General features: G+C 74.5%; 31 protein-coding genes. 12 read left to right on the plus strand and 19 right to left on the minus strand.

Annotated features, from left to right (window positions below):
- Nucleotides 1-3: 3 nt before the first annotated feature.
- Together ACRB68_RS32975 and ACRB68_RS32980 are read right to left on the minus strand one after the other, a co-directional pair.
- The gene (locus ACRB68_RS32975) at nt 4-789 is read right to left on the minus strand and encodes a class I SAM-dependent methyltransferase (RefSeq protein WP_194293553.1); all 786 of its coding nucleotides are present in this window, start codon (nt 787-789) and stop codon (nt 4-6) included.
- Nucleotides 786-1,853 carry a GNAT family N-acetyltransferase gene (locus ACRB68_RS32980; protein ID WP_153539616.1) on the minus strand — a complete coding sequence of 356 codons (1,068 nt, stop codon included), beginning with the start codon at nt 1,851-1,853 and terminating at the stop codon, nt 786-788. Before ACRB68_RS32980 ends, ACRB68_RS32975 begins: the two co-directional genes overlap by 4 nt.
- Before the next feature lie 145 nt (nt 1,854-1,998).
- Here ACRB68_RS32980 and ACRB68_RS32985 point away from each other — a divergent pair, with 145 nt between their 5' ends.
- From ACRB68_RS32985 to ACRB68_RS32995, 3 genes are all read left to right on the plus strand, one after another.
- Nucleotides 1,999-2,649, plus strand: a complete 651-nt coding sequence (locus tag ACRB68_RS32985) for a carboxymuconolactone decarboxylase family protein (protein ID WP_328595084.1) — start codon at nt 1,999-2,001, stop codon at nt 2,647-2,649.
- Nucleotides 2,642-2,881, plus strand: coding sequence for a hypothetical protein (locus ACRB68_RS32990; protein ID WP_153539620.1), 240 nt, complete (start codon nt 2,642-2,644; stop codon nt 2,879-2,881). Before ACRB68_RS32985 ends, ACRB68_RS32990 begins: the two co-directional genes overlap by 8 nt.
- A gap of 87 nt (nt 2,882-2,968) precedes the next feature.
- On the plus strand, nt 2,969-4,366 hold the full coding sequence (locus ACRB68_RS32995) for an NAD(P)/FAD-dependent oxidoreductase (protein WP_153539622.1): 1,398 nt from the start codon (nt 2,969-2,971) through the stop codon (nt 4,364-4,366).
- Nucleotide 4,367: 1 nt separating this feature from the next.
- On the opposite strand, the gene ACRB68_RS33000 is transcribed toward ACRB68_RS32995, so the two are convergent.
- From ACRB68_RS33000 to ACRB68_RS33020, 5 genes are read right to left on the minus strand one after another with little or no spacing between them, the layout of a single operon-like run.
- Nucleotides 4,368-4,805, minus strand: coding sequence for a DsbC family protein (locus ACRB68_RS33000; RefSeq protein ID WP_153539624.1), 438 nt, complete (start codon nt 4,803-4,805; stop codon nt 4,368-4,370).
- Between the two features lie 54 nt (nt 4,806-4,859).
- On the minus strand, nt 4,860-5,456 hold the full coding sequence (locus ACRB68_RS33005) for a Fic family protein (protein WP_153539626.1): 597 nt from the start codon (nt 5,454-5,456) through the stop codon (nt 4,860-4,862).
- Nucleotides 5,453-6,130, minus strand: a complete 678-nt coding sequence (locus ACRB68_RS33010; RefSeq protein WP_207709917.1) for a hypothetical protein — start codon at nt 6,128-6,130, stop codon at nt 5,453-5,455. The genes ACRB68_RS33005 and ACRB68_RS33010 overlap by 4 nt, the downstream gene beginning before the upstream one ends.
- A 31-nt stretch (nt 6,131-6,161) precedes the next feature.
- On the minus strand, nt 6,162-6,785 hold the full coding sequence (locus tag ACRB68_RS33015; protein ID WP_153539628.1) for a hypothetical protein: 624 nt from the start codon (nt 6,783-6,785) through the stop codon (nt 6,162-6,164).
- Nucleotides 6,786-6,842: 57 nt separating this feature from the next.
- Complete coding sequence (locus ACRB68_RS33020) at nt 6,843-7,592, minus strand: isocitrate lyase/PEP mutase family protein (protein WP_153539630.1); 750 nt, start codon at nt 7,590-7,592, stop codon at nt 6,843-6,845.
- 68 nt (nt 7,593-7,660) lie between these two features.
- Between ACRB68_RS33020 and ACRB68_RS33025 the strand changes: the two genes are divergently transcribed.
- Nucleotides 7,661-8,092, plus strand: coding sequence for a hypothetical protein (locus ACRB68_RS33025; RefSeq protein ID WP_207709918.1), 432 nt, complete (start codon nt 7,661-7,663; stop codon nt 8,090-8,092).
- Here the strand turns inward: ACRB68_RS33025 and ACRB68_RS33030 are convergent.
- Nucleotides 8,079-8,477, minus strand: a complete 399-nt coding sequence (locus tag ACRB68_RS33030) for an ATP-binding protein (protein WP_153539632.1) — start codon at nt 8,475-8,477, stop codon at nt 8,079-8,081. The two genes, ACRB68_RS33025 and ACRB68_RS33030, sit on opposite strands and share 14 nt — an antisense overlap.
- 436 nt (nt 8,478-8,913) lie before the next feature.
- On the opposite strand from ACRB68_RS33030, the gene ACRB68_RS33035 reads away from it, so the two are divergent.
- Together ACRB68_RS33035 and ACRB68_RS33040 are read left to right on the plus strand one after the other, a co-directional pair.
- Entirely contained in the window at nt 8,914-9,780 is an 867-nt protein-coding gene (locus ACRB68_RS33035) for a helix-turn-helix domain-containing protein (protein WP_153539633.1), read from the plus strand.
- Entirely contained in the window at nt 9,777-9,992 is a 216-nt protein-coding gene (locus ACRB68_RS33040; RefSeq protein WP_153539635.1) for a DUF397 domain-containing protein, read from the plus strand. Before ACRB68_RS33035 ends, ACRB68_RS33040 begins: the two co-directional genes overlap by 4 nt.
- Nucleotides 9,993-10,213: 221 nt before the next feature.
- Here ACRB68_RS33040 and sigJ read toward each other — a convergent pair whose 3' ends face one another.
- On the minus strand, nt 10,214-11,128 hold the full coding sequence (gene sigJ / locus ACRB68_RS33045) for an RNA polymerase sigma factor SigJ (RefSeq protein WP_328595085.1): 915 nt from the start codon (nt 11,126-11,128) through the stop codon (nt 10,214-10,216).
- An 84-nt stretch (nt 11,129-11,212) separates the two neighbouring features.
- Here sigJ and ACRB68_RS33050 point away from each other — a divergent pair, with 84 nt between their 5' ends.
- A complete protein-coding gene (locus tag ACRB68_RS33050) occupies nt 11,213-12,127 on the plus strand; it encodes an NADP-dependent oxidoreductase (protein ID WP_153539637.1) in 915 nt (304 codons plus the stop codon).
- 4 nt (nt 12,128-12,131) lie between these two features.
- Here the strand turns inward: ACRB68_RS33050 and ACRB68_RS33055 are convergent, their stop codons facing one another.
- Nucleotides 12,132-13,010: an SDR family NAD(P)-dependent oxidoreductase gene (locus ACRB68_RS33055; protein ID WP_153539639.1), complete on the minus strand. Its 879-nt coding sequence runs from the start codon at nt 13,008-13,010 to the stop codon at nt 12,132-12,134.
- 81 nt (nt 13,011-13,091) lie between these two features.
- Between ACRB68_RS33055 and ACRB68_RS33060 the strand changes: the two genes are divergently transcribed.
- The 3 genes from ACRB68_RS33060 to ACRB68_RS33070 are packed head-to-tail and all read left to right on the plus strand — an operon-like array spanning nt 13,092 to nt 14,580.
- The gene (locus tag ACRB68_RS33060; RefSeq protein WP_153539641.1) at nt 13,092-13,682 is read left to right on the plus strand and encodes a TetR/AcrR family transcriptional regulator; all 591 of its coding nucleotides are present in this window, start codon (nt 13,092-13,094) and stop codon (nt 13,680-13,682) included.
- Nucleotides 13,679-14,068, plus strand: coding sequence for a RidA family protein (locus tag ACRB68_RS33065; RefSeq protein ID WP_153539642.1), 390 nt, complete (start codon nt 13,679-13,681; stop codon nt 14,066-14,068). Before ACRB68_RS33060 ends, ACRB68_RS33065 begins: the two co-directional genes overlap by 4 nt.
- 23 nt (nt 14,069-14,091) lie before the next feature.
- The gene (locus ACRB68_RS33070; RefSeq protein WP_153539644.1) at nt 14,092-14,580 is read left to right on the plus strand and encodes a GNAT family N-acetyltransferase; all 489 of its coding nucleotides are present in this window, start codon (nt 14,092-14,094) and stop codon (nt 14,578-14,580) included.
- Here the strand turns inward: ACRB68_RS33070 and ACRB68_RS33075 are convergent.
- The 5 genes from ACRB68_RS33075 to ACRB68_RS33095 form a co-directional block, all read right to left on the minus strand.
- The gene (locus tag ACRB68_RS33075) at nt 14,562-15,158 is read right to left on the minus strand and encodes a hypothetical protein (protein WP_153539646.1); all 597 of its coding nucleotides are present in this window, start codon (nt 15,156-15,158) and stop codon (nt 14,562-14,564) included. The two genes, ACRB68_RS33070 and ACRB68_RS33075, sit on opposite strands and share 19 nt — an antisense overlap.
- A gap of 55 nt (nt 15,159-15,213) precedes the next feature.
- Complete coding sequence (locus tag ACRB68_RS33080; protein WP_153539648.1) at nt 15,214-16,005, minus strand: ABC transporter permease; 792 nt, start codon at nt 16,003-16,005, stop codon at nt 15,214-15,216.
- A complete protein-coding gene (locus ACRB68_RS33085) occupies nt 16,002-16,889 on the minus strand; it encodes an ABC transporter ATP-binding protein (RefSeq protein WP_153539650.1) in 888 nt (295 codons plus the stop codon). The genes ACRB68_RS33080 and ACRB68_RS33085 overlap by 4 nt, the downstream gene beginning before the upstream one ends.
- Before the next feature lie 91 nt (nt 16,890-16,980).
- Complete coding sequence (locus tag ACRB68_RS33090; protein ID WP_153539652.1) at nt 16,981-17,652, minus strand: response regulator transcription factor; 672 nt, start codon at nt 17,650-17,652, stop codon at nt 16,981-16,983.
- 9 nt (nt 17,653-17,661) lie between these two features.
- Complete coding sequence (locus tag ACRB68_RS33095) at nt 17,662-18,837, minus strand: sensor histidine kinase (protein WP_328595086.1); 1,176 nt, start codon at nt 18,835-18,837, stop codon at nt 17,662-17,664.
- 96 nt (nt 18,838-18,933) lie between these two features.
- On the opposite strand from ACRB68_RS33095, the gene ACRB68_RS33100 reads away from it, so the two are divergent.
- Both ACRB68_RS33100 and ACRB68_RS33105 read left to right on the plus strand, forming a co-directional pair.
- On the plus strand, nt 18,934-20,088 hold the full coding sequence (locus ACRB68_RS33100; protein WP_153539656.1) for a serine hydrolase domain-containing protein: 1,155 nt from the start codon (nt 18,934-18,936) through the stop codon (nt 20,086-20,088).
- Nucleotides 20,085-21,599: an alpha/beta fold hydrolase gene (locus ACRB68_RS33105; protein ID WP_153539658.1), complete on the plus strand. Its 1,515-nt coding sequence runs from the start codon at nt 20,085-20,087 to the stop codon at nt 21,597-21,599. The genes ACRB68_RS33100 and ACRB68_RS33105 overlap by 4 nt, the downstream gene beginning before the upstream one ends.
- 3 nt (nt 21,600-21,602) lie before the next feature.
- Here the strand turns inward: ACRB68_RS33105 and ACRB68_RS33110 are convergent, their stop codons facing one another.
- The 4 genes from ACRB68_RS33110 to zwf form a co-directional block, all read right to left on the minus strand.
- Nucleotides 21,603-22,781, minus strand: a complete 1,179-nt coding sequence (locus ACRB68_RS33110; RefSeq protein ID WP_328595087.1) for a L,D-transpeptidase — start codon at nt 22,779-22,781, stop codon at nt 21,603-21,605.
- An 86-nt stretch (nt 22,782-22,867) separates the two neighbouring features.
- A complete protein-coding gene (gene pgl, locus ACRB68_RS33115; RefSeq protein ID WP_328595088.1) occupies nt 22,868-23,647 on the minus strand; it encodes a 6-phosphogluconolactonase in 780 nt (259 codons plus the stop codon).
- Nucleotides 23,644-24,648, minus strand: a complete 1,005-nt coding sequence (locus ACRB68_RS33120) for a glucose-6-phosphate dehydrogenase assembly protein OpcA (protein WP_153539660.1) — start codon at nt 24,646-24,648, stop codon at nt 23,644-23,646. Before ACRB68_RS33120 ends, pgl begins: the two co-directional genes overlap by 4 nt.
- On the minus strand, nt 24,648-26,183 hold the full coding sequence (zwf, locus tag ACRB68_RS33125; protein ID WP_328595089.1) for a glucose-6-phosphate dehydrogenase: 1,536 nt from the start codon (nt 26,181-26,183) through the stop codon (nt 24,648-24,650). Before zwf ends, ACRB68_RS33120 begins: the two co-directional genes overlap by 1 nt.
- Nucleotides 26,184-26,244 lie beyond the last annotated feature (61 nt).

Raw genomic sequence — 26,244 nt, forward strand, 5'->3', positions numbered from 1 at the left:
CCGCTAGGCGGTGCGGCGCAGCACGGTGATCATCCGCCAGGCGGCGGGGTCGGTGAGGGCGACCGGGCCGAAGTCGCCGTACTGCGCCGCCGCCTCCAGCCCGCCCGCCAGCCGGATCGCGGCGGCCAGCTCGGTCGCGGTCCAGAACCGGTAGGGGACGACGTCCTCGATCACCCGGGTGCCGGCGGCCTCGGTGATGGCCACCGTCACGTGGTCGTCGGCGATCTGGGTGACCGGGTCGAGCCGGTCGTCCGGGCCGCCCCACTGCACGGCGGCGTGCACGCCGGGCCGATCGACCGTCCACGCGGTGGTGACGCTCGGGTCGTCGCCGAGCCGGTCGCGCGGGTGCGACATCTCCAGCACGTACAGGCCGTCCTCGGCCAGGTGCTCGGCGACCCGCCGCAGGTGCGCGGTGAAGGCGTCCAGCGTCATCAGGTGCGAGGTCGAGTCGAGCATGGTGACGACCAGGTCGAAGCGGCGGCCGAGGGCGAAGGCGGTCATGTCCTCCTGGACGACCTCGAGCCGCACCCCGGCCGCCCGCGCCTCCCGGTCGGCGTAGGCGCACATCGCCGGGTGCAGGTCCAGCGCGGTGGCGGTGAGGCCGCGCCGGGCGAACTCGCGGGCGTGCTCGGCGGGGCCCGCCGCCAGCTCCAGCACGGTGCGGACGGGCCCGGCGGACGCGGGCCGGTGCTCGGCGCACCAGCCGAGCACCGCGTCCACCTCGGGGGCGACGTCACGGAACGAGCAGGTGAGCGCGTAGGCCCAGGGGTCGTCATAGATGCCGGTCACCGCGCCATTTTGCCAGCCGCCCCCGCTCCGGTGTCCGCCGCGGTGCGCCCGTCCAGGCGGAGCCGCACCTCCACGATGCCCGGCTCCTCGGTGCGGCGGGTACGGCCGCCGAGGGAGGTCAGCAGCCGCCGGACGCGGGCGTTCTCGCTGAGCGCGGTCGCGCGCATCTCGACCAGCCCGCGCTCGCGGCCGAGCACCAGCAGCAGGGCGGCCAGGGCGCGGCCGAGGCCGCGGCCCTGCCAGGCGTCCTCCACCAGGAACGCCAGCTCGGCGACGCCGGGGTCCAGCACGTGGATCAGGTGCGCCATCGCCAGCAGCGACCCGTCGGGGCCCTCGGCGACCAGCGTCAGGCCGTGCGCGGGGTCGCAGAACCGGGCGATGGCGCGCGACGTCGGGTAGGGCTTGGCGCTGAAGTAGCGCATCCGGCGGCTGTCCAGCGAGCAGCGCTCGTGCATGGCCCGCACCGCGGCCGCGTCGCGCGGCTCGATCGGCCGGACGGTGATGTGGGTGCCGTCGCGCAGCGGGACGCGGCGCGAGGCGGGCCGCGGCTCCCCGGCGGGCAGCACGGCGCGCACCAGGGCGTCGGCGCGGGCGGCCTCGGTGGCGGTGAACGGCAGGCCGGGGCGGCGCAGCCGGACCGCGCGGCGCTGCCCGACGGGCACGGTCAGCACGTCGGCGCCGCTCTCGGGCGCGTCGCAGGCGTTGGTCCAGGCCGCGCCGCGGGCGCGCAGCAGCTCGGCCAGCACCTCCGGCAGTGTGTGCGGCTCGGCGCGCAGCCGGGCGGCCAGCACCAGGGCGCGGGTGGGCTCGTCCACCAGCTCGCGCGGGCGGGCCGGGACCGCGACGGTGCGGACGCCGCCCGCGGCCTCCAGCGCCGCGGTCAGCTCGGCCGCGCCGGCGCCGCCGGCGGGCACGTCCACGACGAACTCGTCCACCACGCCCTCGGTGTCGACCTGGACGGACAGGCCGAGGATGTTGGCGCCGCGCCGGGCCAGCGCGGCGGTGAGCACGGCCAGCCGGCCGGGGCTGTCCTCGATCTCGGTGCGGATGCGCAGCAGCGGCATGGAACGTTCCTCCGGACGTCGGGGGTCACTTGGGACCCACCGTCCCCCGGCCCTGTTACGGAACGGCTACGTCACCATGAGGCGGGGGTTTCACATAGCGGGCAGGGGCTTGAGGCGGCGCCGCGCACCGCCTAGCGTGCGATGGGTGATCGACCCATTGAGCGGTGACCACATCGGCGAACCCCACCCGCCCGAGCGGCTGCCGGCGCTGCCGCCCGCCGTGCTCGGCGAGGACCAGCGCGCGCTCTACCAGGCGATCACCGGCGGGCCGCGCGGCGCCGGTCCCGCCCCGTTCCGGCTCGTCGACGACGAGGGCCGTCTCACCGGCCCGTTCAGCGCGATGCTCTACAGCCCGGCCATCGGTCAGCCGCTGCAGGAGCTCGGCGCCGCGCTGCGCTTTCGCACCGCCTTCACCCGGCGGGAGCGGGAGATCGCGATCCTGGTGGTGGCGCGGCACTGGCGGTCGGACTTCGAGTGGTACGCGCACGAGCGGACCGGCCGCCGCGCCGGCCTCACCGAGGCCGAGCTGACCGCGCTGCGCGAGGGCCGCGCGCCGATGCTGGCCGACGTGCGCGAACGGCTGGTCTGCGAGGCGGCCGGCCGGCTGGCGGCCGACCACGACCTCGGCGACGCGCTGTACAACGAGGCCGCCGCCACGCTCGGCCGGGCGGCGCTGGTCGAGCTGGTCACCCTGGTCGGCTACTACGCGGGGCTCGCGCTGCAACTGCGGGTGTTCCGGGCCGGCCTGCCGGCCGGCGAGCAGGCGCCCGACTGGGGGGAGAAGGACGATGAGTGACATGACGGGCGCCCGCCGGTCCGCCGCGGGAGCGGCCGCGCCCGTACCGGGCGAGGAGGCCGTCCGCCGGTTCGCCGGGGGCCATGGTCCGCGGGCGGGGCGCGGCGCCGGGATCGACGACGCGGGGACGCCGCGCGCCTTCACCGGGCCGCGCCGCGACCTCACCGGGATCGACGCGGCCGGCGGAGCCGTCCGGCCCGCCGTGTCCATGCATCGCGGCGACCCCGACTGATACGGAACACGTCGTTCAATGGCGGGTTGACAATAGATTCCGTCGCCCTCTGGGCTTTTGACTGGGTGATACAGCAGTATTGTCCCCATGAGTCCTGCTCCCGCCCCGCTCGCGCCCGACTTCGCCAACGGCGGCGTCTCGTACTGGTACCGCGCGATCGGCGTGCCGGAGCCCGGGCCCCGGCTGCCGGGCTCGCTGTCGTGCGACGTGTGCATCGTCGGCGCCGGGTACACGGGGCTGTGGACGGCCTACTACCTCAAGCGGGCTCAGCCCGACCTGCGGATCGTCGTGCTGGACAAGGAGTTCGCCGGGTTCGGGGCGTCCGGCCGCAACGGCGGCTGGCTCGTCGGGGAGATCGCCGGGGCGCGCGAGCGGTACGCCGCCCGGCACGGCCGGCCGGCCGCCGTGGCGCTGCAGCGCGCCATGTTCGACACCGTCGCCGAGGTGGTCAGGGTCGCCGAGGCCGAGGGCATCGACGCCGGCATCGTGCACGGCGGGGTCCTCACCGTCGCCCGCAACGCCGCCCAGCAGGGCCGCCTGGCCGACATGATCGCGGCGAGCCGGGAGTGGGGCTGGACCGAGGACGACCTGATGCCGCTGGACCCCGCCGAGCGCCTGAACGTGGCGGGCGCGACGGGGCTGGCGTGGAGCCCGCACTGCGCCCGCGTCCAGCCCGCCGCGCTCGTGCGCGGCCTCGCGCGGGTCGTGCGGGACCTCGGCGTGGAGGTCTACGAGCGGACCCCGGTGCGGCGCATCCGGCCCGGCGCGGCCGTCACCCCGTACGGGACGGTCAGCGCCGACTACGTCCTGCGCGCCACCGAGGGCTTCACCGCGGACCTCGCCGGGCACCACCGCGACTGGCTGCCGATGAACAGCTCCATGATCGTCACCACCCCGCTGCCGGCGGAGACCTGGGCCGAGATCGGCTGGAAGCGGCGCGAGCTGCTCGGCGACATGGCGCACTACTACATGTACGCCCAGCGCACCGCCGACGACCGCATCGCCTTCGGCGGCCGCGGCAAGCCCTACCGGTACGGCTCCAGGATCGACGACGACGGCCGCACCCGCCCGCGGACCGTCGACGCCCTCTGGGAGATGCTGACCGGCATGTTCCCCGCCGCCGCCTCCACCGGGCGGGTCGCGCACGCCTGGTCAGGGGTGCTCGGCGTGCCCCGCGACTGGTGCTCGACCGCCGTGGTGGACCACACCACCGGCCTCGGCCACGCGGGCGGCTACACCGGCCACGGCGTCGCGGCGGCCAACCTCGCCGGCCGCACCCTGCGCGACCTGGTGCTGCGCCGCGACACCGAGCTGACCGCGCTGCCGTGGGTGGACCGGCGGGTGCGGCGCTGGGAGCCCGAGCCGCTGCGCTGGCTCGGCGTGCACGCCATGTACGCGCTGTACCGGACGGCCGACGCCCGCGAGCGCACCTCGGTGGACACCTCGGCGCTGGCCCGGATCGCCGACGCGATCACAGGTCACTGAATCACTGGGCGGCGAGCCGGCGCTCCAGCTCGCCCGCGGGCAGCGCCCCGGCGATCATCGTGCCGTCGGGGAAGACCAGCGTCGGCGTCGCGTCCACGCCGAGCTCCTCGGCGGCCAGGCGCAGCCGGGCGATCGGCGCGTGCGCGTCGGGCGGGTTCGCCGGCTCCACACCCTCGGCCATCAGCCGCGCCCACGCCGCGGCCCGGTCGGGGGCGCCCCAGACCAGCCGGGTGAGGCGGTCGGCGTCCGGATAGGTCTCCAGCGGCAGCGGGATCGTGTGCACGGTGACGTCGCCGGCCTTGGGCAGGATGTCGCGGAACAGCTCGCGGGTGAACGGGTCGGCCGGATCGCCGAACACCGCTACCTTGCGCCGCCCGTCGCCGTGCGTCTCGGTGAACGCCAGGTCGAGCGGCAGCTCGTCGAACCGCAGTTCCGCCATGTCCGGTCCCCCTCACCGTCGAGGGGCGATGTACCCGCGGGTGAGCGGGGTGAATCACCGGGTGAGGGCCACCAGCAGCCGGGCGAGGTCGGCCGCGCCCTCGGGGTCGTCGGCCCAGCGCGTCGTCCGCAGGGGGAGCGCCCGGCCGAGGCGCACGCCCTCGCGGGCGAGGACGAAGGCCAGCGCGAGCATCGCCGCGCGGGCGTTGCCGTCGGCGAAGGGGTGGAAGAACAGCACGTCGAGGTGGACGCGGGCGGCGCGCGCGGGGAGCGGGAGGCCGGGCTCGGTGCTCTCGGCCAGGTGACGCTCGAACCGGGCCTGCGTGTCCGGCGCGATCCCGTACCGCTCGCGGCCCTGCTTGGCGTAGGCGGGCGTGGTGCGGAAGGGCGCGTCGGCCACGCCGAGGACGGTGCGTTGCCAGGCCGCCATGAGCGGGAAGGAGAGGGGCAGGTCACGCGCGGCGTCGGCGCGGACCTGCCGCAACGCGGCGCGGGCGCGGGCGGCGCCGGCGGGGTCGCGGTCGCCCCGGGTGGCGGTGAAGAAGCCGGCGACGGCGTCGCGGGCGGCGTGGACGGGAGCGGTGACGTCGTCCGGCGGCCAGGGGACGCGGCCGCGTACCTCGCACCAGGCCGCCAGCGCGTCGGCGGTCATTCCATCCCGCCGATCTCGGTGGCGAAGCGCTCTCCGACCTCGGCGATCACGGTGGGCCTCGGCTCGACCCAGCTCTCGAACCGCCCGCCGACCGCCGCCTCGACGATGCGCGCCGCCTGTTCCGCGCCGATGCCCTGCGCGGCCAGGAACCATTCCAGGACCAGCGTGCACATCCCGTGCCAGCCGCTCTCGCTGTGGGTCCGGTCGACGACCAGGGTGACGAGGCGCGTGCAGGCCCGCTCCCAGTACCAGGGGTCGGCCGCCGCGGGGTCGCCGTCCGCGGGCGGGGCCAGCGCGGCGAAGCGCCCGGCGAGGTCCTCCAGCCAGTCGCGCCACTCCCGCAGCGACCGCACGATCAGCCGGGCGGTCTCCTCGCGCGTGCCGTGCATCGAGTGCCCGGCGCAGCACCAGGTGTCCACCACGCCGCTGCCGAGGCCCCCTTCGCCCGGAGACCAGTTCCAGCCCGCCGCCCAGAAGCCGTAGCGGGCGGTGAGCAGCCGGGTGATCGCGGTGGTGTGCTTTTCGCGGTCGTAGTAGCCGACCACCTCGGGGTCGGGGATCAGCGGCATGAGCAGGCCGGTCAGGAGGGCCGCCTCCTGGTCGGAGCGGTCGAAAGGGCGGCCGGCCGGGTCGAGCTCCGCCCAAGTGGCATTCCAGATGAAGCGCTCGTCCACGGGACGAGCCTCCCATAACGGCGTCCGGCGGTCAGGAGAGCTCGGCGTGGACCCGCTTCGCCCGGGCGAGCATGGCGGAGGTGGCCGGGACCTCCATCGTGATCAGGCCGACCGTCCTGCCGTCGGTCCAGACGACCGAGTCGTTGGTGGTCACGGGGCCGCCGGCGAAGGCGTTCTGGTAGGCGCCGAGGCCGAAGCCGACCTGGACGCTCTTCACATCGGGGGAGCCGAAGGGAACGGTCGCGGCCGTCACGGTCCGCCGCCGGTGGTCGGCGGCGAACTTCTTGACGTCTTCGATCACCGCGTCGGCCCCGCCACCGCGCAGCGTGCCGCCGGCATAGAAGAACCGGTCCATGACGCGGTCGCTGCCGGGCATCCGGTAGTAGCCCGCCTTGATCCCGGTGAGCCGGTCGCGCAGCGGCTGCGGCAGCGCCGAGGCCAGCTTGGTGAAGTCGGCCGACCGCTCCAGCTTCGGGTCGCGGGCCCAGCCGGTCAGCCGCTGCGGCGCGTTGAACTCATAGGGACGGACCGCCGGCAGGGCGGGGCCGAGCGCCCTGCCGGCCGCCTGCACCGGGTCGCGCGGCTTGACGGCCTCGGCGGTGCAGCCGGCGGCCGGCGGGACCAGGGCCAGCGCGCAGAGGATCCTGAGGAGCATGTCCCTGATCTTGCCGTCCCGGGAATCCCCACGTCATGGGCCTGTTGTCCCGGGCGATCAGGGACGCAGGAGCCGCTCCACGTCGGCGTAGGAGGGCATGGGCAGGGACGGGCGGCCGGCGAGCTCCAGCGCGGTGCCGACGGCCGCGTGCAGGGCGGCGCGGTAGAGGAGCGAGCCGGTGCTGACGCGCTTGACGCCCAGTTCGGCCAGGCGGGGGAGCGAGGTGCGGCCCGGCAGGTGCAGGACGTTCAAAGGGACCCGTGCGGTGTCCAGGACGGCCTGGATGTCGGCGTCGTCCGCGATGCCGGGCACGAAGACGCCGTCCGCGCCGGCGTCCTGGTAGGCGGCGACGCGGCGCAGCGTCTCGGGCAGGTCGGGCTCGCCGAGCCAGAAGGTGTCGGTGCGGGCGTTGAGGAAGACGCCGGGCGCCGCCTCCTTCACGGCCCGGACGACGGCCGCGTGGTGCCCGGCGTCGCCGCGCGCGTCCTCCAGGTTCACGCCGGCGACGCCGTAGGAGGCCAGTTCGGCGACGAGCGCGCCGACCTCGCCCGGGTCGGCGGAGAAGCCGTCCTCCAGGTCGATACTGACCGGGACCGGCAGCCGGGCGAGGCCGCGGGCCAGCGCTGCGGTCTCCGCGCGGGTCGCGCCGGCGGCGTCGGGCTTGCCCGCGACGGCGGCGACGCCGAGGCTGGTGGTCGCGACCGCGGCGAAGCCGGCCTGAGCGAACATCGCCGCGCTCGCGAAGTCCCAGGCGTTGGGGATGAGCAGGGGATCGGCCCCGTGGTGCAGGTCGTGGAAGCTCGTCATGACCGCAACGGTAGGGCCGGGACGTTTCGGTGCCGGTGGAAGTGTCGGGCACCGGCATACTTGAGGCCGTGATCGATGAATCGGGCGAACTGTGGCGAGGCGACGACTTCGCGGACCTCGCCGAGTTCGTGACGGACTTCGAGCCCGAGGGCCACGAGGTCGAGCGGGTCGTGGAGGCCGTCTGCGGCCCCTGCGGCGGCCGGGTCTTCCGGGTCCTGGCCGACGACGGCAACGGTGCCCGGCGGGAGTGCGCGGGCTGTGGCGGCGCCTCCTTCATCGCCGACAGCGGCGAATACTGGGACGAGCAGAACGCCGAGTACTGCGGCTGTCCCTGCGGCGGCGAGGAGTTCAACCTCGGGGTCGGCTTCTCCCTGTACGAGGAGGGCGACGTGCGCTGGATCAGCATCGGCCTGCGCTGCGTCGCCGACGGCACGCTCGGCGTCTACGCCGGCTGGAAGGTCGGCTACGGCCCCTCGGCGCACCTGCTCAACCAGGTGTGACGAACTCGGCCCAGACGGTGGTGCGCGGACCGTCCGGGCGGTGGCCCCAGCGGACGGCGAGCGCGGCGACGATGTGCAGGCCCCGCCCGCTCTCGCCCGCGGGGTCGGCCCGCGGGACGGGGCGTCCGCCGCCCGCGCCCTCGTCGGTCACCTCCGCGCGCAGGACACCGGGGGCGTGGAAGAGGGCGACGGTGAACTTGCCGCCCCGGCCGGACGCGGTGTGCCGGACGGCGTTGCCCGCCAGCTCGTCGACCACCAGGGCCATGTCGTCGAGGAGCTCGGCGTGGACCGGGGCGAGAATGTCGCGCACGAAGCGGCGCGCGTGGGGGACCGAGCGCTCGACGCCGGGGAGGGTGAGCGCCGCGATGAGGCGCGGGCCGCTCATGCCGCCGCGTCCATCGCGATCTTGCGGGCGACCTGGTCGAGACGCGCGGTGCCGAGCTCGGCGCCGCGCCAGCAGAGGCGCCAGGCCCCGCACCGCTGGACGGCGAGCACGGCGTCCCGCCGCCCGCCCCGGCAAGGGATATGAAGGACAGGTTCGGCATTATAGGGAAATATCAGAATCGCCGTGGCCGGCACGGCGCGCAACTCCCACACGAGCCGGACCAGGAGCGTGAATCTCTCTTCTGAAGGCGCCATCGACCTTCCTTCCCTCGGGGACACGGCCAGGGTCGCCGCGGCGGGTCATGGCTTCAACGCCTTCATGAGAGATGCGACATATCTCTTTGTGAATCTGCGAAGTGCGGGTGTATGAAAAAGCTGATGTATCTAACTTTCTCTGAACTGATTGACAAGACGACTTCCGGTGACATGGTGGCAGCATGTCCTCTGAGCAGCGGATGTCCTATCGGCGCAAGATGATCGGCGATACGCTGCGGCGGTTGCGGGAAGAGCGCAACCTGACCCAGTCCGCCGCCGGAAGGCTGCTGGAGCGGTCGGCCGCCTCGCTGAGCGCTTACGAGAACGGACATCGGGCGATCCGCCCGCGCGACCTTAAGCACATCCTCAACGAATACGGGGTCGCCGACGAGCGTTTGCGCGATCACTTGCTCAGGCTTGCGCATGACGGACGCCAGGACGGCTGGTGGAAAGACCTTGCCGAGCGGGTCAAGCCAGGGTTCATCTTGGAGTACGCCTCGCTGGAGGCGGACTCCGCCTGCATCCGCGACTTTGAGCCCTATGTAGTGCCCGGACTTCTACAAAACGAGAATTATGCCCGAGATGTCATCTCTCAATCGGGCATTACGCTGCGTCGCACTCCGGATTCGGTGGATACGGGCGTCGAGATCCGGATGAGCCGGCAACGCGTGCTGCAACGCGTGCCGCCGCTTCACTACAGCGCCATCCTCGGAGAGGCGGCGCTACGGAACATGGTGGGAGGGCGGAGGGTGATGCGGGAGCAGCTGAACAAGCTGAGGGACGTATCCCTGCTGCCCAATGTCGACCTTCGGGTGATCCCCTTCGAGGTGGGATCACACCCGGGGATCGATGGCGCGTTCTCGATTCTCGATGTGGGGTCGGAAGGGCTGATGCGCATCGTGTCCGTCGACAGCCTCGTCCGAAGCTGGTACGTCGATGAGCCCGAGGATGTCGATCACTACGCGGAGGTGTATGAGCGGCTGCGTGAGTGCGCGCTGTCTCAAGTGGAGTCCCGGGAGCTGATCGAACGGATATCGTCCGACCTATGACGGAGTCATTCATCGTTGGCGCCCACTGGAGGAAGAGCAGCCGCAGTGGTGGTGAAGGGACCAACTGCGTCGAGGCGGCCGCGCGCGTTACGGGGCCGGGCGTCGCGGCGCGTGACTCCAAGGATCCTGACGGCCCGGTGCTGGCCTTCACCCCGTCCGGCTGGGCGTCGCTCCTCTCCGAGATCAAGCGCGGAGCCCTCGACCTCGCCTAACGCGGTGGCGCAGAGCGTTTCCGGCGGCTCCAGGACGTGTCCGGAGTAGGACGAGCGCGCCGCCTGTCCAGGGCCCGATGTCTCCTTTAGTGTCCGAGTCGGGACTGAACCGCTCTTCCTCGGTACTCGCCGCGTAGGAACGGTTACATCGGGGGCGATCCGGCGGTGGACGGCTTCCGCCGCCGACGGTACATAGGGTGATGGCGGAGGTCGCCATGCCCTCAAGGACGCAGCGCCGGCCCGTCCTCTGCCGTCACGGCCGCGAACTTGTCGGGGTTGACGATGAGATGGCAGGCGCTCACCCGGCCGTCGGCGACCTGCAGCTGGAAGTGGACGAACGGGCGGTCGTCGGCCGTGACCTGAAGGGCGGGCCCGCCGTTGGCGGTGACCAGCCGGTAGCCGATCCGCGCCGCGGGGTCGACGCCGGCCGAGTCGGTGAAGGATCTGCTGAGCTTCATGATCTTCAGCACGAACCGGGCCACCTGCTCGGGGCCGGTGATCGGGCGGCGCGGCGCCACCGCCTTGCCGCCGCTGTCGGCGATCAGGCGGACGTCGGGGGCGAGCAGCCCCATCAGCTCCGCGACGTCGCCGTTCAGGCAGGCGCCGAGGAACCGGTCGGTCACCTGCCGCCAGGCGACGGGGTCCACCTCGAAGCGCGGGCGGCGCTCCTGCACGTGCGTGCGCGCCCGTGCCGCCAGCTGCCGCACGGCCGGTTCGCGCCTGTCCAGGGCTGCGGCGATCTCGGCGTAGGGGAACTCGAAGACGTCGCGCAGGACGAACACCGCCCGCTCCAGCGGCGACAGGGACTCCAGGACCACCAGCAGCGCCAGCGACACCGACTCGGTCCGCAGCACGCCGGCGGCGGCGTCCGGGCCGGTCAGCAGCGGGTCGGGCAGCCATTCGCCCACGTAGGCCTCGCGCCGCGCCCGGACCCGCCGGAGCCGGTCGACGGCCAGCCGGGTCGTGACGGTGACCAGGAACGCCTCCGGGTCGGCCACCGGGCCGGCCTTGGACCAGCGCAGCCAGGCCTCCTGCACCACGTCCTCGGCGTCGGCGACCCGCCCGAGCACCCGGTAGGCCACGCCCATCAGCAGGTTCCGGTGGGCCAGGAAGTCCCGCTCGCCGCCGTCCGGCACGCCGCCTCCCGATCATCGCGTTCCGCGGGGCATGCTAGCCGCCCGTCCTATAAGTTTGATCTTCCAACCCACTGAGGAGGGACCATGAAGGCGATACGCATTCACGAAGAGGGCGGTTTCGAGGGCCTGGTCTTCGAGGAGGCGCCCGCCCCGTACAGCGCGACCGGCGACGTGCTGGTGAAGGTGCGCGCGGCGGGCCTCGTGCCGGACGAGCTGTCCTGGCCCGGCACCTGGGTGGACCGCGCCGGGCGCGACCGCACCCCGTCCGTCCCGGCCCACGAGGTGGCCGGGGAGGTCGCCGAGGTCCGCTACGGCACCACCGGCCTCGCCGTGGGCGACCGCGTCTTCGGGCTCACCGACTGGCACCGCGACGGCGCCGCCGCCGAGTACGTCGCGGTGGAGGCCCGCAATCTCGCGCCGATGCCGCGGACCGCGGACTTCGTCCAGGCGGCGTCGCTGCCGGTCGCCGGGCTGACGGCCTACCAGGGACTGTTCGTCCACGGCGGCCTGGAGGCCGGCCGGACGGTGCTGGTCCACGGCGGAGGCGGCGGGACCGGGGCCCTGGCCGTCCAGCTCGCCGCGCAGGCCGGGGCCCGCGTCATCGCGACCGGTCGCGGCCGGGCCGCGCAGGTGGCCCGCGAATGCGGCGCCGAGGACTTCGTCGACCTGGAGGAGCGGGCGTTCGAGGACGCCGTCGGTCCGGTGGACCTGGTCTTCGACACCATCGGCGGTGACGTCCTGGCCCGCTCGGCCGCCGCGGTCGCGCCCGGCGGCGTCCTGGTGTCGATCACCGCGCCGCCGCCGGTGGCGCCGGAGGGAGGCCGCGCCGCCTTCTTCATCGTCGAGCCCGACCGCGCCCAGCTCGCCGAGCTGGCCCGCCTGGTCGACGAGGGCCTGCTCCGTCCCCAGGTGGGCGCCGTCTACCCGCTGGCCGAGGCCAGGGAGGCGTTCGCCGCCAAGCAGCGCGGCGTTCCGGGCAAGGTCGTGCTCGAGGTCTGAGGCCCTAGGCGTCCAGCCCGGCGAGTTCGGCGCTGTCGCGCCACAGGGCGTCGCGCAGGTCGTCCCGGCGGGCCAGTTCGGAGGGCTGCTTCCAGACGAGCTCGTTGTCGCGGAGGGCCGCGTAGTACCGGCCCGCCGGCGGCCGTGCCCGGCCGAGGGCGAGGTCGGCCAGGGCATCTCCTGCGGCCGCGACGCTGTTCGGGGACGGGCCGAGGGCCGACAGCGGCCGGGCCAGGACCCGCCAGCCGGCGCGGACGGCCCGCGGGTAGTGGCGGACCAGGCCGGTGGCGGGGACCGGCCCGGGGTCGTAGGCGAGCACGGTGGCGTCCAGGCCGGGCCGGGCGGCGAGCGCGCGGACGGTGAGGAGGTTGCAGAGCTTGGAGGAGGAGTAGGCGCGGCCGGCGGCGGTCCAGGGCGTCCGGCCGCGCTCGGGGTCGAGCTCGGGGTGGGCCAGCCGCCGGGCGTCGGCGTGGCGCGGCGCGGGCTGGACGGTGCGCTCGGCCGGGTCGTGCGTGCCGCTCGTGGTCAGCACGACGGTCGCGCCCGCGGCCAGGTGCGGCAGCAGGAGCCGCGCCAGCAGGTAGTGGGCGAGGTGGTTCACCCCGAACGCCGTCTCGAACCCGTCCGCCGTCCGGCCGCCGCGCGGCGGGATCAGGCCCGCGTTGAGGACGAGCGCGTCGATCTCCTCGCCCGCCAGGCGGCCGGCGACCGCGCCGGCGAACGCCCGGACGTCGTCCAGCCGGGCCAGGTCGAGCGGGAGCGTCTCGGCGGCCCCGGGCCCGGGACCGCGCGCGCCGAGCAGGACCCGGCCTTCGGCGGCCAGGCGGCGCAGCGCGACCGCGCCGATCCCCGAGGTGCCGCCGGTCATCACGATCGTGGGCATCGGCCGCCTCCACGCTAGGGTGAGTCGTGACTCAGGTTCGCGACAATATGAGTCGCGACTCATCTTTGTCAACGGAGGACGATGGAGCAGCGGGACAGGCCGATGCGCGCCGACGCCCGGCGCAACCGGGCGAAGATCCTGGCGGCGGCCGAGGCGGTGTTCACCGCCAAGGGTCCGGCCGCCTCGACCGAGGAGATCGCCGAGCGGGCCGGGGTGGCGATCGGCACGGTGTTCCGGCACTTCCCGGTCAAGGAGGCGCTGGTCCAGGCCGTCGTCGCCGAGCGGCTGCGCCGGCTCGCCGAGGCGGGGCGCGCGGCGGCCGGGGAGCCGGACCCGGGGGCGGCCTTCTACGCGTTCATCGCGCACTGCGTGGGGGAGGCCGCGACCAAGCATTCCTTCGCCGACGCGCTGCCCACCGCCGGGATGGACCCCTCGGCCGTCCACGACGCGGTGCTGGGCGGGGTGGCCGAGCTGGACGAGGCCGTCGGGGCGCTCCTGGCCAGGGCGCAGCGGGCGGGCGCGGTCCGCGCCGACCTCACCGTCCCCGAGGTGGCCGCCGTGGTCACCGGCGCCGCCCGGGCGGCCGAGTTCTGCGGGCCGGACGGGCGGCTGCGCGCCCGGGTGCTCGGCGTGATCTTCGACGGGCTGCGTCCGCTAGCCTCGGCGCCATGACGCAGCGGCGAGTGATCCTCAGCGGATCCACCTTCGAGGAGCAGATCGGATACGCGCGGGCGGTCGTGGACGGCGACCGCGTGTACGTATCGGGGACGACCGGGTTCGACTACACGGCCATGACGATCTCCGACGACGTGGTCGAGCAGGCCGAGCAGTGCCTGCGCAACATCGAGGCGGCGCTGGCCGAGGCGGGCTGCACGTTCGACGACGTGGTGCGGGTCCGCTACCTGCTGCCCGACCGCGCCGACTTCGAGCCGTGCTGGCCGGTCCTGCGCCGCCGCTTCGGCACCGTCCGCCCGGCCGCGACCATGCTGGAGTGCGGCCTGGCCGACCCCCGCATGAAGATCGAGATCGAGGTCGACGCGCGGCGGACGGCGGGCTGACGAACCGTGGTAGACCAGGGCATATGACCGATCTTGTGACCGGGCGGCTGCTGCTGCACCCGATGAGCGTCGCCGAGGCCGAGCAGTTGGTGGCGGGCGAGCCCGCCGCGGGGGAGCGGTGGGCGCCCGGCTACCCCGAGGAGGTCGACGTCCTCGGGGCGCGCCGCTACCTGGAGGCGTGCGCGGTCACCGGCGACCAGGGGGCGTTCGGCGCCTACGAGATCCGGCGCCGCGCGGACGGCGCGGCGATCGGCGGCGCCGGCTTCCACGGGCCGCCCGACGAGCACGGCGACGTCACCGTCGGCTACGGCCTCATCCCCGCCGTGCGCGGCCACGGCTACGCCGCCGAGGCGCTGCGCGGGCTGCTGGCGCTGGCGGGGGAGCGGGGCGCCCGCCGGGTGCTCGGCGACACCGCGCGCGACAACGTCGCCTCCCAGCGCGTGATGACGGCCGCGGGGATGCGGCTGGTGCGCGAGGAGGACGGCCTCCGCTACTACGCGGTCGAGGTCTGACGGGCCCGCAGCATCGCGGTGGCACGGTCCCGGACGAAGGCCTCGGGGTCGCGTTCGGCGATCTGCCGGACGGTGCGCCCGAACACCTCGTAGCCGGTGTAGTCCGCCGCCCACAGCGCGGCGTAGCGCACCCGGGCGTCGCCGTCGCCGAGGACGGCGCCGATCCGCTCCACCACCCGGCGGTCGGGCTCGGCGGTCGCGGCGAGGCCGAGGCGCAGCGCCGCCTGCCCGCGCTCCCGGGCGCCGGGGGCGTGGTCGAACGCGGCGCACAGGTCGGCGACCGTCCACGGCGCGAGGGCCTGCGCGGCCTCGGCCGACAGCTCCTTCAGCGTCTCGGGGCGGCGGCCGGTGAAGACGTAGTGGCCGATGCCGAACATCGCGTCCTCGAGGTAGTGCAGGGCCGCGCCGTCCGGCGCGGCCCAGGTGACGCGGCCGCCGGTCCCGGCGGCGCGGTCGCGCTCGGTGACCTCGCCCATCGGCCAGCGGCGGGACCGCGCGAACGCGTCCAGGTCCTCCACCGTCGTCTCGGGACGCAGCACGCGCCGCTGGGTCTGGAACCGATCATCGCTGCTGGGCATGCGGGGCATTGTCCTGGTGATCACCGCTTCGCGCCAGCGGAACGCCGGGACCGGCTCACTTCACCTCGCGGCGGGCCAGGCGGACGGTCCCGGCGGCGAGCGGCAGCAGCAGCCACACCGCCAGCGAGGCGGCGACGCGGGCCCACTCCCCGGACGTGACGCCGGGGTGGGTGAGCGCGTCGAGCGTGCGGTGGGTGTCCAGCCACTTGGCCGTCCCCTCCAGCCGGCCCACCATCGCGCCGAGCGTCGACCACAGGGTCGGCAGCAGGAAGTACAGCACGACGGCGAGGGGCGTGTTCATGAACAGCATCCCGAACGCCGTGCCCATGAGGACCGACGCGACCGCGAAGAGCAGCACGGTGGCGACCAGGGACGGCTCGACCGTCCAGCCGCCGCCCGACCGGCCGAGCAGCCCGCCGGCCGCGCGGCCGAGGACGGCGGCGGCCAGCCCGGCCAGCGCGAAGCCCGCGCCGAGGACCGCGCCGCCGAGCAGCTTGGCCGCCACGACCCGGTGCCGGTCCGGGACGAGCAGGCAGGTGCTCAGCATGGTGCGCTGCGACCATTCGGTCGTCACCGCGAGGATGCCGAGCACCGGCAGCAGCAGCCCGACCCCGAGCTGCGCGGCGACGAAGAACTCCCCGAGGCTCTGCTCTCCCTTCGGCGCGGTGTACAGCACCACCGGCATCATCGCGACGGCCGTGAGCGCGACCAGGATCAGCAGCCAGCGGCCCGAGCGGGTGTCGGTCGTCTTGCGCAGCTCGACGGCGGTCAGCCGGGCCAGGGAGGGCCGGGGCGGCTCCGCCAGGTCGGCGTGGGCCGTGGCCGGGCGCGTCAGGGTGGCGGTCATCGCGTGGCTCCATGGGTGAGGGTGAGGAACAGTTCTTCCAGGCCGTTCCCGTTCGCCTGGCGCAGTTCGGTGAGGACGACGCCGGCCCGCGCCGCGGCGTGCCCGGCGGCCTCGGCGGACCCCTGCACCAGGTAGGCGCCGGTGCCGTCGGGCCGGGACGGCAGCCGCGCGCCCGCCAGCGCCGCGTGCAGCGCGGCCGGGTCGGTGGCGCGCACCAGCACCCCGCTGGCGTCGCCGAGCAGCTCCTCCTTGGCGCCCTGGGCCGCGATCCGGCCGCCGGCGATCACCACGAACCGGTCCGCGACGGCCTCGACCTCGCGCAGCAGGTGCGACGACAGCAGCACCGTGCCGCCCCGGTCGGCGAAGCCGCGCAGCAGCGAGCGCATCCAGAAGATGCCCTCGGGGTCCAGGCCGTTGGCGGGCTCGTCCAGGATCAGCACCTTCGGGTCGCCGATCAGGGCCTGCGCGAGGCCGAGCCGCTGGCGCATGCCGAGGGAGTAGGCGCCGACCCGCCGCCGGGCCGCCTTGGCCGGCAGCCCGACCGCCTCCAGCATCTCCCCGACGCGCCGCTGCTCCACGCCGACGGTGCGCGCGGTGAGCGCCAGCACCTCGCGGCCCGAGCGGCCCGCGTGCTGCGCGGCGGCGTCGAGCAGCACCCCGACGTGCCGGCCGGGGTTGGCGATGCGCCGGTAGGGGCGGCCGAGCACGGTCGCCGCGCCGTCCGACGGCGGGGTCAGCCCGCAGATCATCCGCATCGTGGTGGACTTGCCCGCGCCGTTCGGGCCGAGGAAGCCGGTGACGGTGCCGGGCGCGCACCGGAACGTCACGTCCCGGACGGCCTCGGCGCCCCGGTAGCGCTTGGACAGGCGTTCGACTTCGATCATGCGTCCAGCCTGCCGGGGGCGGCCCGGCCGCCGCGACGTCCGAAGGTCGAGACCAGGGCGTCCGAAGGTCGATCCCGCGCCGGCCGGGCGGTCAGTCCCTGGGGCCGTCGTCGCCCGCGTCGTGCACCAGCAGCGCGATCTGCACCCGGTTGTTCAGCTCCAGCTTGGTCAGCAGCCGCGACACGTACGCCTTGACGGTCGCCACGCTGAGCGACAGCTCCCGGCCGATCTCGCTGTTGGTGCGGCCCCGCCCGACCAGCGCGGCGACCGCCCGCTCGCCCTCGCTGAGGCGGCCGAGCAGCTCGCGGGCGCGCTGCCGCCGCGGGTCCACGCCGCTGTCCGCGACGTAGGTCATCATCTTGCGCAGCACGGCCGGCGACAGCATCGGCTCGCCCGCCGCGACCTGCCGGATCGCCTGCACGATCTGCGCCGGCGGGGTGTGCTTCAGCAGGAACCCGCTCGCGCCCGCGCGCATCGCGCGCAGGATGTGCTCGTCGGTGTCGAAGGTGGTGAGGATGATGATCTCCGGCGGCTCGCGGCGGGCGCGCAGCCGCTCGGTGGCCGCCAGGCCGTCCATCCGGGGCATCCGGATGTCCATCAGCACCACGTCGGGGCGGTGCTGGTTCACCGCGGCCACGACCTCGGCGCCGTCGGCGACGTCGCCGACCACCGCCAGGTCGTCCGCGCCCGCCAGCATCATCGCCAGGCCCGCGCGCACCAGGGCGTCGTCGTCCACGATGAGCACGCGGATCGCAGAGTCCATGACGTCAGCCTAGAGGTCGCGGCCGGGGCCGGGGCCCTCGTCCGCCGGGACCGGCAGCCACGCGTAGAGCCGGAAGCCGCCGTCGCCGGTCCGGCCGTGCTCCAGCGTCCCGCCCACCAGCGCGACGCGTTCGCGCAGGCCGAGCAGCCCGGCGCCGGCGCCGGGCAGGGCGTCCGCGGCGGGGCCGGGCGGCGGCGGGTTGACGATCTCGACGGTGAGCCCGGCCCGCCCGGGGAAGCCGAGGGCGACCCGCACCGGCGCGCCGGGCGCGTGCTTGCGGGCGTTGGTGAGCCCCTCCTGGACGATCCGGTAGGCGTGCCGGCCGATCCGGTCGGGCACCTCCGGCGCGTCGGGCAGCCCGTCCTCCAGCGTGACGTGCGCGCCCGCCGCGCGCGCCTGCTCGACCAGCGCGGGCACCTCGGGCAGCGTCGGCTGCGGCCGGTCGGGATCGGCGCCGCGCGTGTCGTCGCGCAGCACCCCGATCACCTGGCGCAGGTCCTCCATCGCCTCGTAGGCGGTCCGCCGGATGACCCCGGCGGCGTCGCGCTGGGCGGCGGGCGCGCCCGGCGGGAACTCCAGTGCCCCGGCGTGCACCGCCAGCAGCGAGATCCGGTGCGCCAGCACGTCGTGCATCTCGCGGGCGATCCGCTCGCGCTCCAGCAGCCGGGCCTCCTCCACCCGCAGCCGCTGCCCCTCCTCGGCCTGCCGGGCCCGCTCCCGCAGCGAGGAGATCAGCTGGCGCCGGGACCGCACCAGCAGCCCGGCGGCGATCAGCACCGCGTAGCCGAGCGTCACCACCACGATCGCCTGCACCCGCTCGCGCGCGCCGCCCAGCGGCACCAGCGCGAAGGTGAGCGCGATGAGCCCGGTGTTCAGCGCCGCCACGGCGGCCGTCGCCCGCCAGGGGCGGTGCACCGCGACGGTGAACGAGGCCATCGCCATCGCGCCCATCGCGACGGCGGAGAACAGCCAGGCGACGGTGAGCAGCAGGCAGACCCGCACCGGCCAGCGGCGGCGGAACAGCACCAGGACCAGCATGGCCGCCGCGCCGACGGCGACGTCGCGCCATGCCTCGGCGGAGGACTTGCCCGGATACTCCTCCAGGGCGCCCTGCAGCATGAACAGGCCGATCACGACGGCGGCGGCGAGCACACCGAGGTCACGTGCCGTCCGCCGCAGATCCACCCGGCCAACGCTACCCCCACGCATGGGGCAGGCCCCCGTGCCGCCGGGGTGATCGCCCTACTGCGGCGCGGCGCGGCGCTGCCTAGCGTCTGAGCCATGACCTTCCGACGCACGACAACGGCGTTGACAGTGGCGTTGGCGGCGGGCGGCGTCCCGGCCGTGCTGGCGGGGCCGGCCTCGGCGGCCCCGCGATGCGGCGACCGCCCGGCCGTCCGCCGCGCCATGGAGCGGCTGACCGGGACCGACCGCGTCCCCGGCGTGGCCGTCCGGATCGAGGATCCCCGCTGCGGGACGTGGTCGGCCGCGAGCGGCAAGGCCGACCTGCGGACCGGGCGGCCGATGCGCGCGGACGAGCGCGTCCGCATCGGCAGCGTCACCAAGTCCTTCACCGCGACGGTGGTGCTGCAGCTCGCCGCCGAGGGCCGCCTCTCGCTGGACGCCCCCGTCGACCGCTACCTGCCCGGCCTGATCCGCAAGGGGCCCTACGACGGCCGCAGGATCACCGTGCGGTCGCTGCTGCGGCACACCAGCGGCCTGCCCGACCACATGGACTCCTTCGACGACTCCGGGCAGTACCGCTTCCGGCACTTCGAGCCGCGCGAGCTCGTCGCGCGGGCCCTCGCCATGGACCCGCCCGCGAAGGAGTGGCACTACTCCACCACCAACTACATCGTCGCCGGGATGATCGTGCAGGCCGTGACCGGGCACCGCACCGAGGACGAGGCCGTCCGGCGGATCGTCCGGCCGCTCGGGCTGCGCGACACCTACTGGCCCGGCGACGCCACCGGCATCCGCGGCCGCCACCCGCGCGGCTACGTCCGCGAGGAGAAGGACGGGACGGTGCGCTGGACCGACCGGACCCGGATGAACATCTCCGCCGGCGGCGCGGGCGGGGCGATCATCTCCAGCCCGCCCGACGTGGCCCGCTTCTTCGGGGCGCTGCTCGGCGGCCGGCTGCTGCCGCCCGCCCTGCTCGCCGAGATGCGGCGCACCGTGCTCGCCGACCCCGACCGGGTCTGGCCGGGCGCCCGGTACGGGCTCGGCCTGATCGAGACGCCGCTCTCCTGCGGCGGCACCTGGACCGGGCACGCCGGCGGCATCGAGGGCTACAGCGCCTACGGCGGCGTGCGGACCGGCGGCCGGCGCCTCGCGGTGTCGATGAACGAGGACGCGCCCGACATGCGGACGTTCCAGGACGTGCTGGCGCTCGTCGACACCGCCTTCTGCGACGACGGAAGGAAGAACTCATGATCAGGGTCGTCCCCGCCGTGGCGCTCGCCGTCGGCCTCGCCGCCGCCTCCGTGGCCGCCGCGCACGCCGCGCGGGGCGAGGAGGGCCTCGGCCGCTTCGAGCACCAGCGGATCACCTGGAAGGGCTGCGCCCTCGGGCCCGGCGACGAGACCGGCACGGAGCTGGACAAGGCCGGCGCGCGCTGCGCGGACGTCACCGTCCCGCTGGACTACGCCGCCCCGGGCGGCCGGACCGTCACGATCGCCGTCTCCAGGCTCGCCGCGACCGACCGCGCGCACCGGATCGGCACGATGATCGTCAACGGCGGCGGGCCCGGCCCCGCCATCGACATGCCGCCCTACATCAAGGCCCTGATGGGCAAGGCCGGGGCCCGCTACGACCTGGTCGGCATGGACCCGCGCTCCACCGGCCGCAGCGTCCCGGTCGACTGCGGCTGGCCGAGCGGCCACTGGGTGCGGTCGGCGGGCACCACCCGGGCCTCGTTCGAGCGGGGCGTCGCGTTCGCCCGCGACCTCGCCGCGCGCTGCGCCGCCCGGCACGCCGACGTGCTCCCGCACATCAGCACCCGCAACGCCGCCCGCGACATGGACGTCATCCGCGCCGCCCTCGGCGAGCGGCGCGTCTCCTACAACGGCGCGTCCTACGGCACCTACCTCGGCGCCGTCTACGCCCAGATGTTCCCCGGACGGCTGGACCGGGTGGTGCTGGACAGCGCCGTCGACCCGGACAAGTGGAGTCCGCGTCTGCTGCACGGCACCGAGGGCGCCAACGAGCGGGCCCTCGCGCACTGGGCGGACTGGGCGGCGCGCCGCGACAGCGCCTACCACCTCGGCCGGAGCCGCGCGGCGGTGCTCGCGACCGTCCGCCGCGTCATCGAGGCCTCCGCGCGGACCCCGCTGCGCGTCGGCCCCTACCGGGCGGACGACACGATCACCCCTGTCGTCCTGTTCAACCTGCTGCAGAACGACCAGGACGGCCCGCGCGCCGAACTCGCGTCGGCCGTCACCGGGATGGCCAGGGCGGCCCGCGGCGAGCACGTCCCGGCCACCGGCCCGCTCGGCGACACCCTGGCGTTCCTGCTGACCGGCGCCGAGTCCCGCTACGGCAGCGCGCAGACGGCGCTGCTCTGCGGCGACGCGGCGGCCCCGCGCGACCCGCAGGTGTACTGGCGCGACGTGCGGAAGGCCCGCCGCGTGCATCCGTTCTTCGGCGGGATCGGCGCGAACATCAACCCGTGCGCGTTCTGGCCTACGGCGCCTCGCGAGCGTCCGACGAAGGTCGCGACCACGCTGCCGTCGATCGTCGTCGGCGCCACCGGCGACACCCGCACCGTCTACCCGGCCTCGCAGGCGCTGCACCGGCTGCTGAAGGGCTCGCGGATGGTCACCCTGCGCGGCGCCGACGTGCACGCCCCCTACCAGGCCGGCTACGGGGACGCCTGCGTGAACGCGCAGGTCAACGGCTATCTGGCGACGGGACGCCGGCCCGCCCGCGACGTCGTCTGCGGCTGAGGGTCACTTGAGCGGCGCGCCCGTCACCGGGGTGCCGAGCGCGCCGTCCTTCAGCCACGCGTCCCACGACTTGGCCCATGGGGTGGGGCCGTTGCCGAACCGCAGCTTGCGGGTGGTGCCGGTGACCTCGATGATGTCGCCCCGGTTGGTGAAGTTGAAGAACCACTTGGCGTCGGCCGGGGAGGCGTTCACGCAGCCGTGGCTGACGTTGGCGTTGCCCTGCGCGCCGGTCGACCAGGGCGCGGCGTGCACGAACGTGCCGCTGTAGGTCATCCGCACGTTCCACTTGGTCGGGATGCGGTAGGCGCCCGGGTCGCCGGTGGTGGCCGAGTCCATGACGATGTCGGCGGCCTTCTCCTGCGCGATCATCACGCCGGAGTAGCTGTCGTCGCCGGGCTTGCCGAGGCTCACGTTCATCGTGCGGACGGTCCGGCCGCCGTCGGTGACCTTCGCGACGTGCTTCTTCGCGTCGATCTTGGTGATGTGCTGCGGGCCGACGGTGAAGTTCAGCGTCCGGTCCTTCATCCCGTAGACCCCGTCGCCGACCTTGAGCCCGGCCAGATGCGCGACGACCTGGACCTTCTGCCCGGCGGGCCAGTACTGCTGCGGCCGGAAGTCGACCTCCTTGTCGCTGACCCAGCTCCACGCGCCCGGCACCGGCGTCGACATCCGCACCTCCAGCGCGCGTTCCACCGCGGCCCTGGCCTCTTTGGTCGCCACGGGGCGCGACAGGATGAGCTGCACCGGCATGCCGACGCCGACCTTCTCGCCCTCCAGCGGCGACATGCCGCTCTCCAGCTTCGCGCGCGGCGTCAGCGTGGTGAACGTGGAGGTGCCGGTGCCGCCCTCGCCCTTGGCGGTGACGGTGTAGGTGGTGCCGGGCCGCAGCCCCCACGCCGACTTCCAGGACGACCTGTCCGGCGCGAGCGCGCCCGCAGCCTTGTTGCCCTTGGCGTCGGCGACGGTGACCTCGGTCAGCTTCCCCTTGCCGGCCTTGACGGTGACCGGCTGGTCGGGGGCGACGTCCTTGGTGCCGTTGGCCGGAGTGATCACCGGGGGAGCGGCCTTGCCGTCCTTGCCGCCCGTGTCACCACCGCCACCGCCGCTGCCGCCGCCGGAACACCCGGCCGCTCCGATCAGCACTACACCGGTGAGCGCCGTCGCCGTCCGTCCCTTCACCACGAAACCCCCTCTTCGATCGACCAGATAGGTCTTCCCCCGCTCGCCGAAGTATGCGGCGGGCGGGGGAAGGATCGGGGGGAACGGGCTCAGGGGGAGGCGATGCGCTCCAGCCCGGGCGGCAGCTCGGCCGCGGCGGCCCGGTCCAGCAGGTACAGCGTGCGCTGGCGGCCCTGCGCGCCCGCCACCGGCACCTGCACCGGACCCGCCCCCGACAGGCCGAGCCGGACCGCGCGGGCCTTGGCCGAGCCCGCCGCGAGCAGCCACACCTCGCGCGCCGCCCGGATCGACGGCAGCGTCAGCGACAGCCGGGTCGGCGGCGGCTTCGGCGCGCCGCGCACCGCCACCACCGGCCGCTCGTCGTGCAGCGCCGGCATCTCGGGGAACAGCGACGCCACATGCGCGTCCGGGCCGACGCCGAGCATCAGCACGTCGAACGAGGGCACCGGGCCGTGGTCCTCGGGCCGGGCGGCGGCGCGCAGCTCGGCGGCGTACCGCGCGGCGGCCGCCTCCGGGTCGTCGCCGCCGGGGCCGTCCAGCGCGGGCATCGCGTGCACCCGCGCCGGGTCGACGCCGACGTGGTCCAGCAGCGCCTCGCGGGCGCCGGTCTCGTTGCGCTCGGGGTCGCCGGCCGGCAGGAACCGCTCGTCGCCCCACCAGATGTCCAGGTTGCGCCAGTCGACGGCGTCGCGGGCGCCGGTGGCGGCCAGCTCGGCCAGCACCGCGGTGCCGACGCCGCCGCCCGTCAGGACGATCGACGCCGACCCGCGGGCCGCCTGCACGTCCACGATCCGCGTCACCAGCCGCGCCGCCGCGGCCTTGGCCAGCAGCTCCTGGTCGCGGTGGACCAGGACCGACGGGGCGCTCACGAGGCGTCCGGCCCGTCCGCCGCCTTGGCGCGCGACCTGCCCGCGCCCTTCTTCGGCTCCGCCTTGGGCTCCGGCGCCGGCTCGCCGGCGGCGGCCTGCTCCTTGGCGAACCGCCGCGCGGCGTCCTCGTAGACCTCGTCGGGGTCCAGCCGCCGCAGCTCCTCGGCCAGCAGGTCGGCCATCGGGCGCCGCATCAGCGACACCTGCCGGTCGGGCTGCCCGTGCCGCGACAGCGTGGCCACCCGGCCGTCCGGCCGGGAGATCTCGATGTCGCCGTCCCTGGTCTTCAGGCTCACCCCGGTGATGCCCGGGCCGTCGGACACCTCGCGGCTCACCTTGACGCCGAGGCGCACCGACAGCCACGCCGCCAGCAGCTCGGCGCTCGGGCTGTCGGGCTCGCCCGACACCGAGCCCGACAGGATCTCGGCGTAGGGCTGGTCGAGCGTCGCCGCCAGCAGCGTCCGCCAGGACGTCAGCCGGGTCCAGGTGAAGTCGGTGTCGCCGGGCCGGTACTCCTCGGCCAGCCGGGCGAGGGTGCCGAGCCGGTCGCGGGCGGCGTAGGAGTCGGTGACCCGCCGCGAGGCGAGCCGGCCGAGCGGGTCCTCGGCCGGGATCTTGGGCACCTTGCCGCCCGGCCACCAGGTGACGACCGGGGTGTCCTGCATCAGCAGCGGCACCACGACCGAGTCGGCGTGGTCGGCCAGCGGCCCGTACATGCGCAGCAGCACGGTCTCGCCGGGCCCGGTCTCGCCCATCCGGATCTCGGCGTCCAGCCGCGAGGAGCTGCCGCGCGAGTCGCGCGAGATCACGGTCAGCACCCGGCAGGGGTGCTCGCGGGCCGCCTCGGTGGCCGCGCGCACCGCGTCGTACTGCGCCGACTCGTCGGTCACGATGATCAGGGTGAGCACCATGCCGACGGCGGGCCCGCCCATCAGGTGCCGGGCCTGGGTCAGCGCGTCCTGGATCTTGCGGGTGGTGGTGTCGGTGAGGTCGATGTTCATCAGAGCCGCCTCCATGCGCGTCCGTCGCGGGCCATGAGCTCGTCGGCGCTGTCGGGGCCGTAACCGCCGGACTTGTACTGCTCGATCCTCCTGCTGCCCGACCAGTACTCCTCGATCGGATCGAGGATCTTCCAGGACAGCTCGACCTCCTCCTGGCGCGGGAACAGCGGCGGGTCGCCGATGAGCACGTCCAGCAGCAGCCGCTCGTAGGCCTCGGGCGAGGACTCGGTGAACGACTCGCCGTAGGCGAAGTCCATGTTGACGTCGCGGATCTCCATCGAGGTGCCCGGCACCTTGGAGCCGAACCGCACGGTGATGCCCTCGTCCGGCTGCACCCGCATCACCAGGGCGTTCTGCCCGAGCTCCTCGGTGTCGGTCAGCGAGAACGGCAGGTGCGGCGCCTTCTGGAAGATCAGCGCGACCTCCGACACCCGGCGGCTGAGCCGCTTGCCGGTGCGCAGGTAGAACGGCACGCCCGCCCAGCGCCGGTTGTCGATCTCCAGCTTGACCGCGGCGTAGGTCTCGGTGCGCGAGTCGGCCGGGATGCCGTCCTCCTCCAGGTACCCCTTGACCCGCACGCCGCCCTGCCAGCCCGAGGAGTACTGGCCGTGCGCGGTGGCCAGGGACAGGTCCTCGGGCACCCGCACCGACGACAGCACCTTGGCCTTCTCCGCCCGGACCGCCTCGGCGCTGAAGGAGGTCGGCTCCTCCATCGCGGTCAGCGCGAGCAGCTGCAGCAGGTGGTTCTGGATGACGTCGCGGGCCGCGCCGATGCCGTCGTAGTAGCCCGCGCGGCCGCCGATGCCGATGTCCTCGGCCATGGTGATCTGCACGTGGTCGACGAAGCCGCGGTTCCAGATCGGCTCGAACATCGTGTTGGCGAACCGCAGCGCCAGGATGTTCTGCACCGTCTCCTTGCCGAGGTAGTGGTCGATCCGGAAGATCGACTCCTCGGGGAAGACGCGGTGCACGGTGTCGTTCAGCTCCACCGCGCTCTTCAGGTCGTGCCCGAACGGCTTCTCGATGACGACCCGCCGGAACCCCTCGTGCCCGGCGTCGTCGCCGTGGGCCAGGCCGCTGCGCTGCAGCTGCTCGACCACCTGCGGGAAGAACTTCGGGGGGATCGACAGGTAGAAGGCGTAGTTGCCGCCGGTGCCGCGGCTCTCGTCCAGCTCCTTGACCGCCATGGCCAGCGCCTCGAACGCGCCGGGGTCGTCGAACTCGCCCGGGACGAAGTGCATGCCCTCGGCCAGGTGGGTCCACACGTCCTCGCGGAACGGCGTGCGGGCGTGCTGCTTGACCGCCTCGTAGGCGATCTGCCGGAAGTCCTGGTGGTCCCAGTCGCGGCGGGCGAAGCCCACCAGCGAGAAGCCCGGCGGCAGCAGCCCCCGGTTGGCCAGGTCGTAGATGGCCGGCAGCAGCTTCTTTCGGGACAGGTCCCCGGTGACACCGAACAGCACCAGCACGCTCGGGCCGGCCACTCGTGGTAGCCGCTTGTCCCGGGGATCCCGGAGCGGATTGGGTGTGTCGCTCACGTGGGCGCCCCCTCTTTTCGCAATCTCAGCACTCTGCGTGGGCGTTCCTGCCCACGCTCAC

Source organism: Actinomadura macrotermitis (genome assembly GCF_009604375.1).
GTDB lineage: Bacteria > Actinomycetota > Actinomycetes > Streptosporangiales > Streptosporangiaceae > Spirillospora > Spirillospora macrotermitis.

Excerpts from the sequence above, each read along its gene's own strand:
- ACRB68_RS33000 (WP_153539624.1), bottom strand. The coding sequence starts at position 4,805 with ATGGCGGAACTGCGGTTCGACGAGCTGCCGCTCGACCTGGCGTTCACC.
- ACRB68_RS33040 (WP_153539635.1), top strand. The coding sequence starts at position 9,777 with ATGACGGAGTCATTCATCGTTGGCGCCCACTGGAGGAAGAGCAGCCGC.
- ACRB68_RS33050 (WP_153539637.1), top strand. The coding sequence starts at position 11,213 with ATGAAGGCGATACGCATTCACGAAGAGGGCGGTTTCGAGGGCCTGGTC.
- ACRB68_RS33100 (WP_153539656.1), top strand. The coding sequence starts at position 18,934 with ATGACCTTCCGACGCACGACAACGGCGTTGACAGTGGCGTTGGCGGCG.
- ACRB68_RS33020 (WP_153539630.1), bottom strand. The coding sequence starts at position 7,592 with ATGACGAGCTTCCACGACCTGCACCACGGGGCCGATCCCCTGCTCATC.
- ACRB68_RS33105 (WP_153539658.1), top strand. The coding sequence starts at position 20,085 with ATGATCAGGGTCGTCCCCGCCGTGGCGCTCGCCGTCGGCCTCGCCGCC.
- ACRB68_RS33080 (WP_153539648.1), bottom strand. The coding sequence starts at position 16,005 with ATGACCGCCACCCTGACGCGCCCGGCCACGGCCCACGCCGACCTGGCG.
- ACRB68_RS33085 (WP_153539650.1), bottom strand. The coding sequence starts at position 16,889 with ATGATCGAAGTCGAACGCCTGTCCAAGCGCTACCGGGGCGCCGAGGCC.
- ACRB68_RS33090 (WP_153539652.1), bottom strand. The coding sequence starts at position 17,652 with ATGGACTCTGCGATCCGCGTGCTCATCGTGGACGACGACGCCCTGGTG.
- ACRB68_RS33060 (WP_153539641.1), top strand. The coding sequence starts at position 13,092 with ATGGAGCAGCGGGACAGGCCGATGCGCGCCGACGCCCGGCGCAACCGG.
- ACRB68_RS32990 (WP_153539620.1), top strand. The coding sequence starts at position 2,642 with ATGAGTGACATGACGGGCGCCCGCCGGTCCGCCGCGGGAGCGGCCGCG.
- ACRB68_RS33070 (WP_153539644.1), top strand. The coding sequence starts at position 14,092 with ATGACCGATCTTGTGACCGGGCGGCTGCTGCTGCACCCGATGAGCGTC.
- ACRB68_RS33075 (WP_153539646.1), bottom strand. The coding sequence starts at position 15,158 with ATGCCCAGCAGCGATGATCGGTTCCAGACCCAGCGGCGCGTGCTGCGT.
- ACRB68_RS33065 (WP_153539642.1), top strand. The coding sequence starts at position 13,679 with ATGACGCAGCGGCGAGTGATCCTCAGCGGATCCACCTTCGAGGAGCAG.
- ACRB68_RS33030 (WP_153539632.1), bottom strand. The coding sequence starts at position 8,477 with ATGAGCGGCCCGCGCCTCATCGCGGCGCTCACCCTCCCCGGCGTCGAG.
- ACRB68_RS32995 (WP_153539622.1), top strand. The coding sequence starts at position 2,969 with ATGAGTCCTGCTCCCGCCCCGCTCGCGCCCGACTTCGCCAACGGCGGC.
- ACRB68_RS33120 (WP_153539660.1), bottom strand. The coding sequence starts at position 24,648 with ATGAACATCGACCTCACCGACACCACCACCCGCAAGATCCAGGACGCG.
- ACRB68_RS32980 (WP_153539616.1), bottom strand. The coding sequence starts at position 1,853 with ATGCCGCTGCTGCGCATCCGCACCGAGATCGAGGACAGCCCCGGCCGG.
- ACRB68_RS33005 (WP_153539626.1), bottom strand. The coding sequence starts at position 5,456 with ATGACCGCCGACGCGCTGGCGGCCTGGTGCGAGGTACGCGGCCGCGTC.
- ACRB68_RS33035 (WP_153539633.1), top strand. The coding sequence starts at position 8,914 with ATGTCCTCTGAGCAGCGGATGTCCTATCGGCGCAAGATGATCGGCGAT.
- ACRB68_RS33015 (WP_153539628.1), bottom strand. The coding sequence starts at position 6,785 with ATGCTCCTCAGGATCCTCTGCGCGCTGGCCCTGGTCCCGCCGGCCGCC.
- ACRB68_RS33055 (WP_153539639.1), bottom strand. The coding sequence starts at position 13,010 with ATGCCCACGATCGTGATGACCGGCGGCACCTCGGGGATCGGCGCGGTC.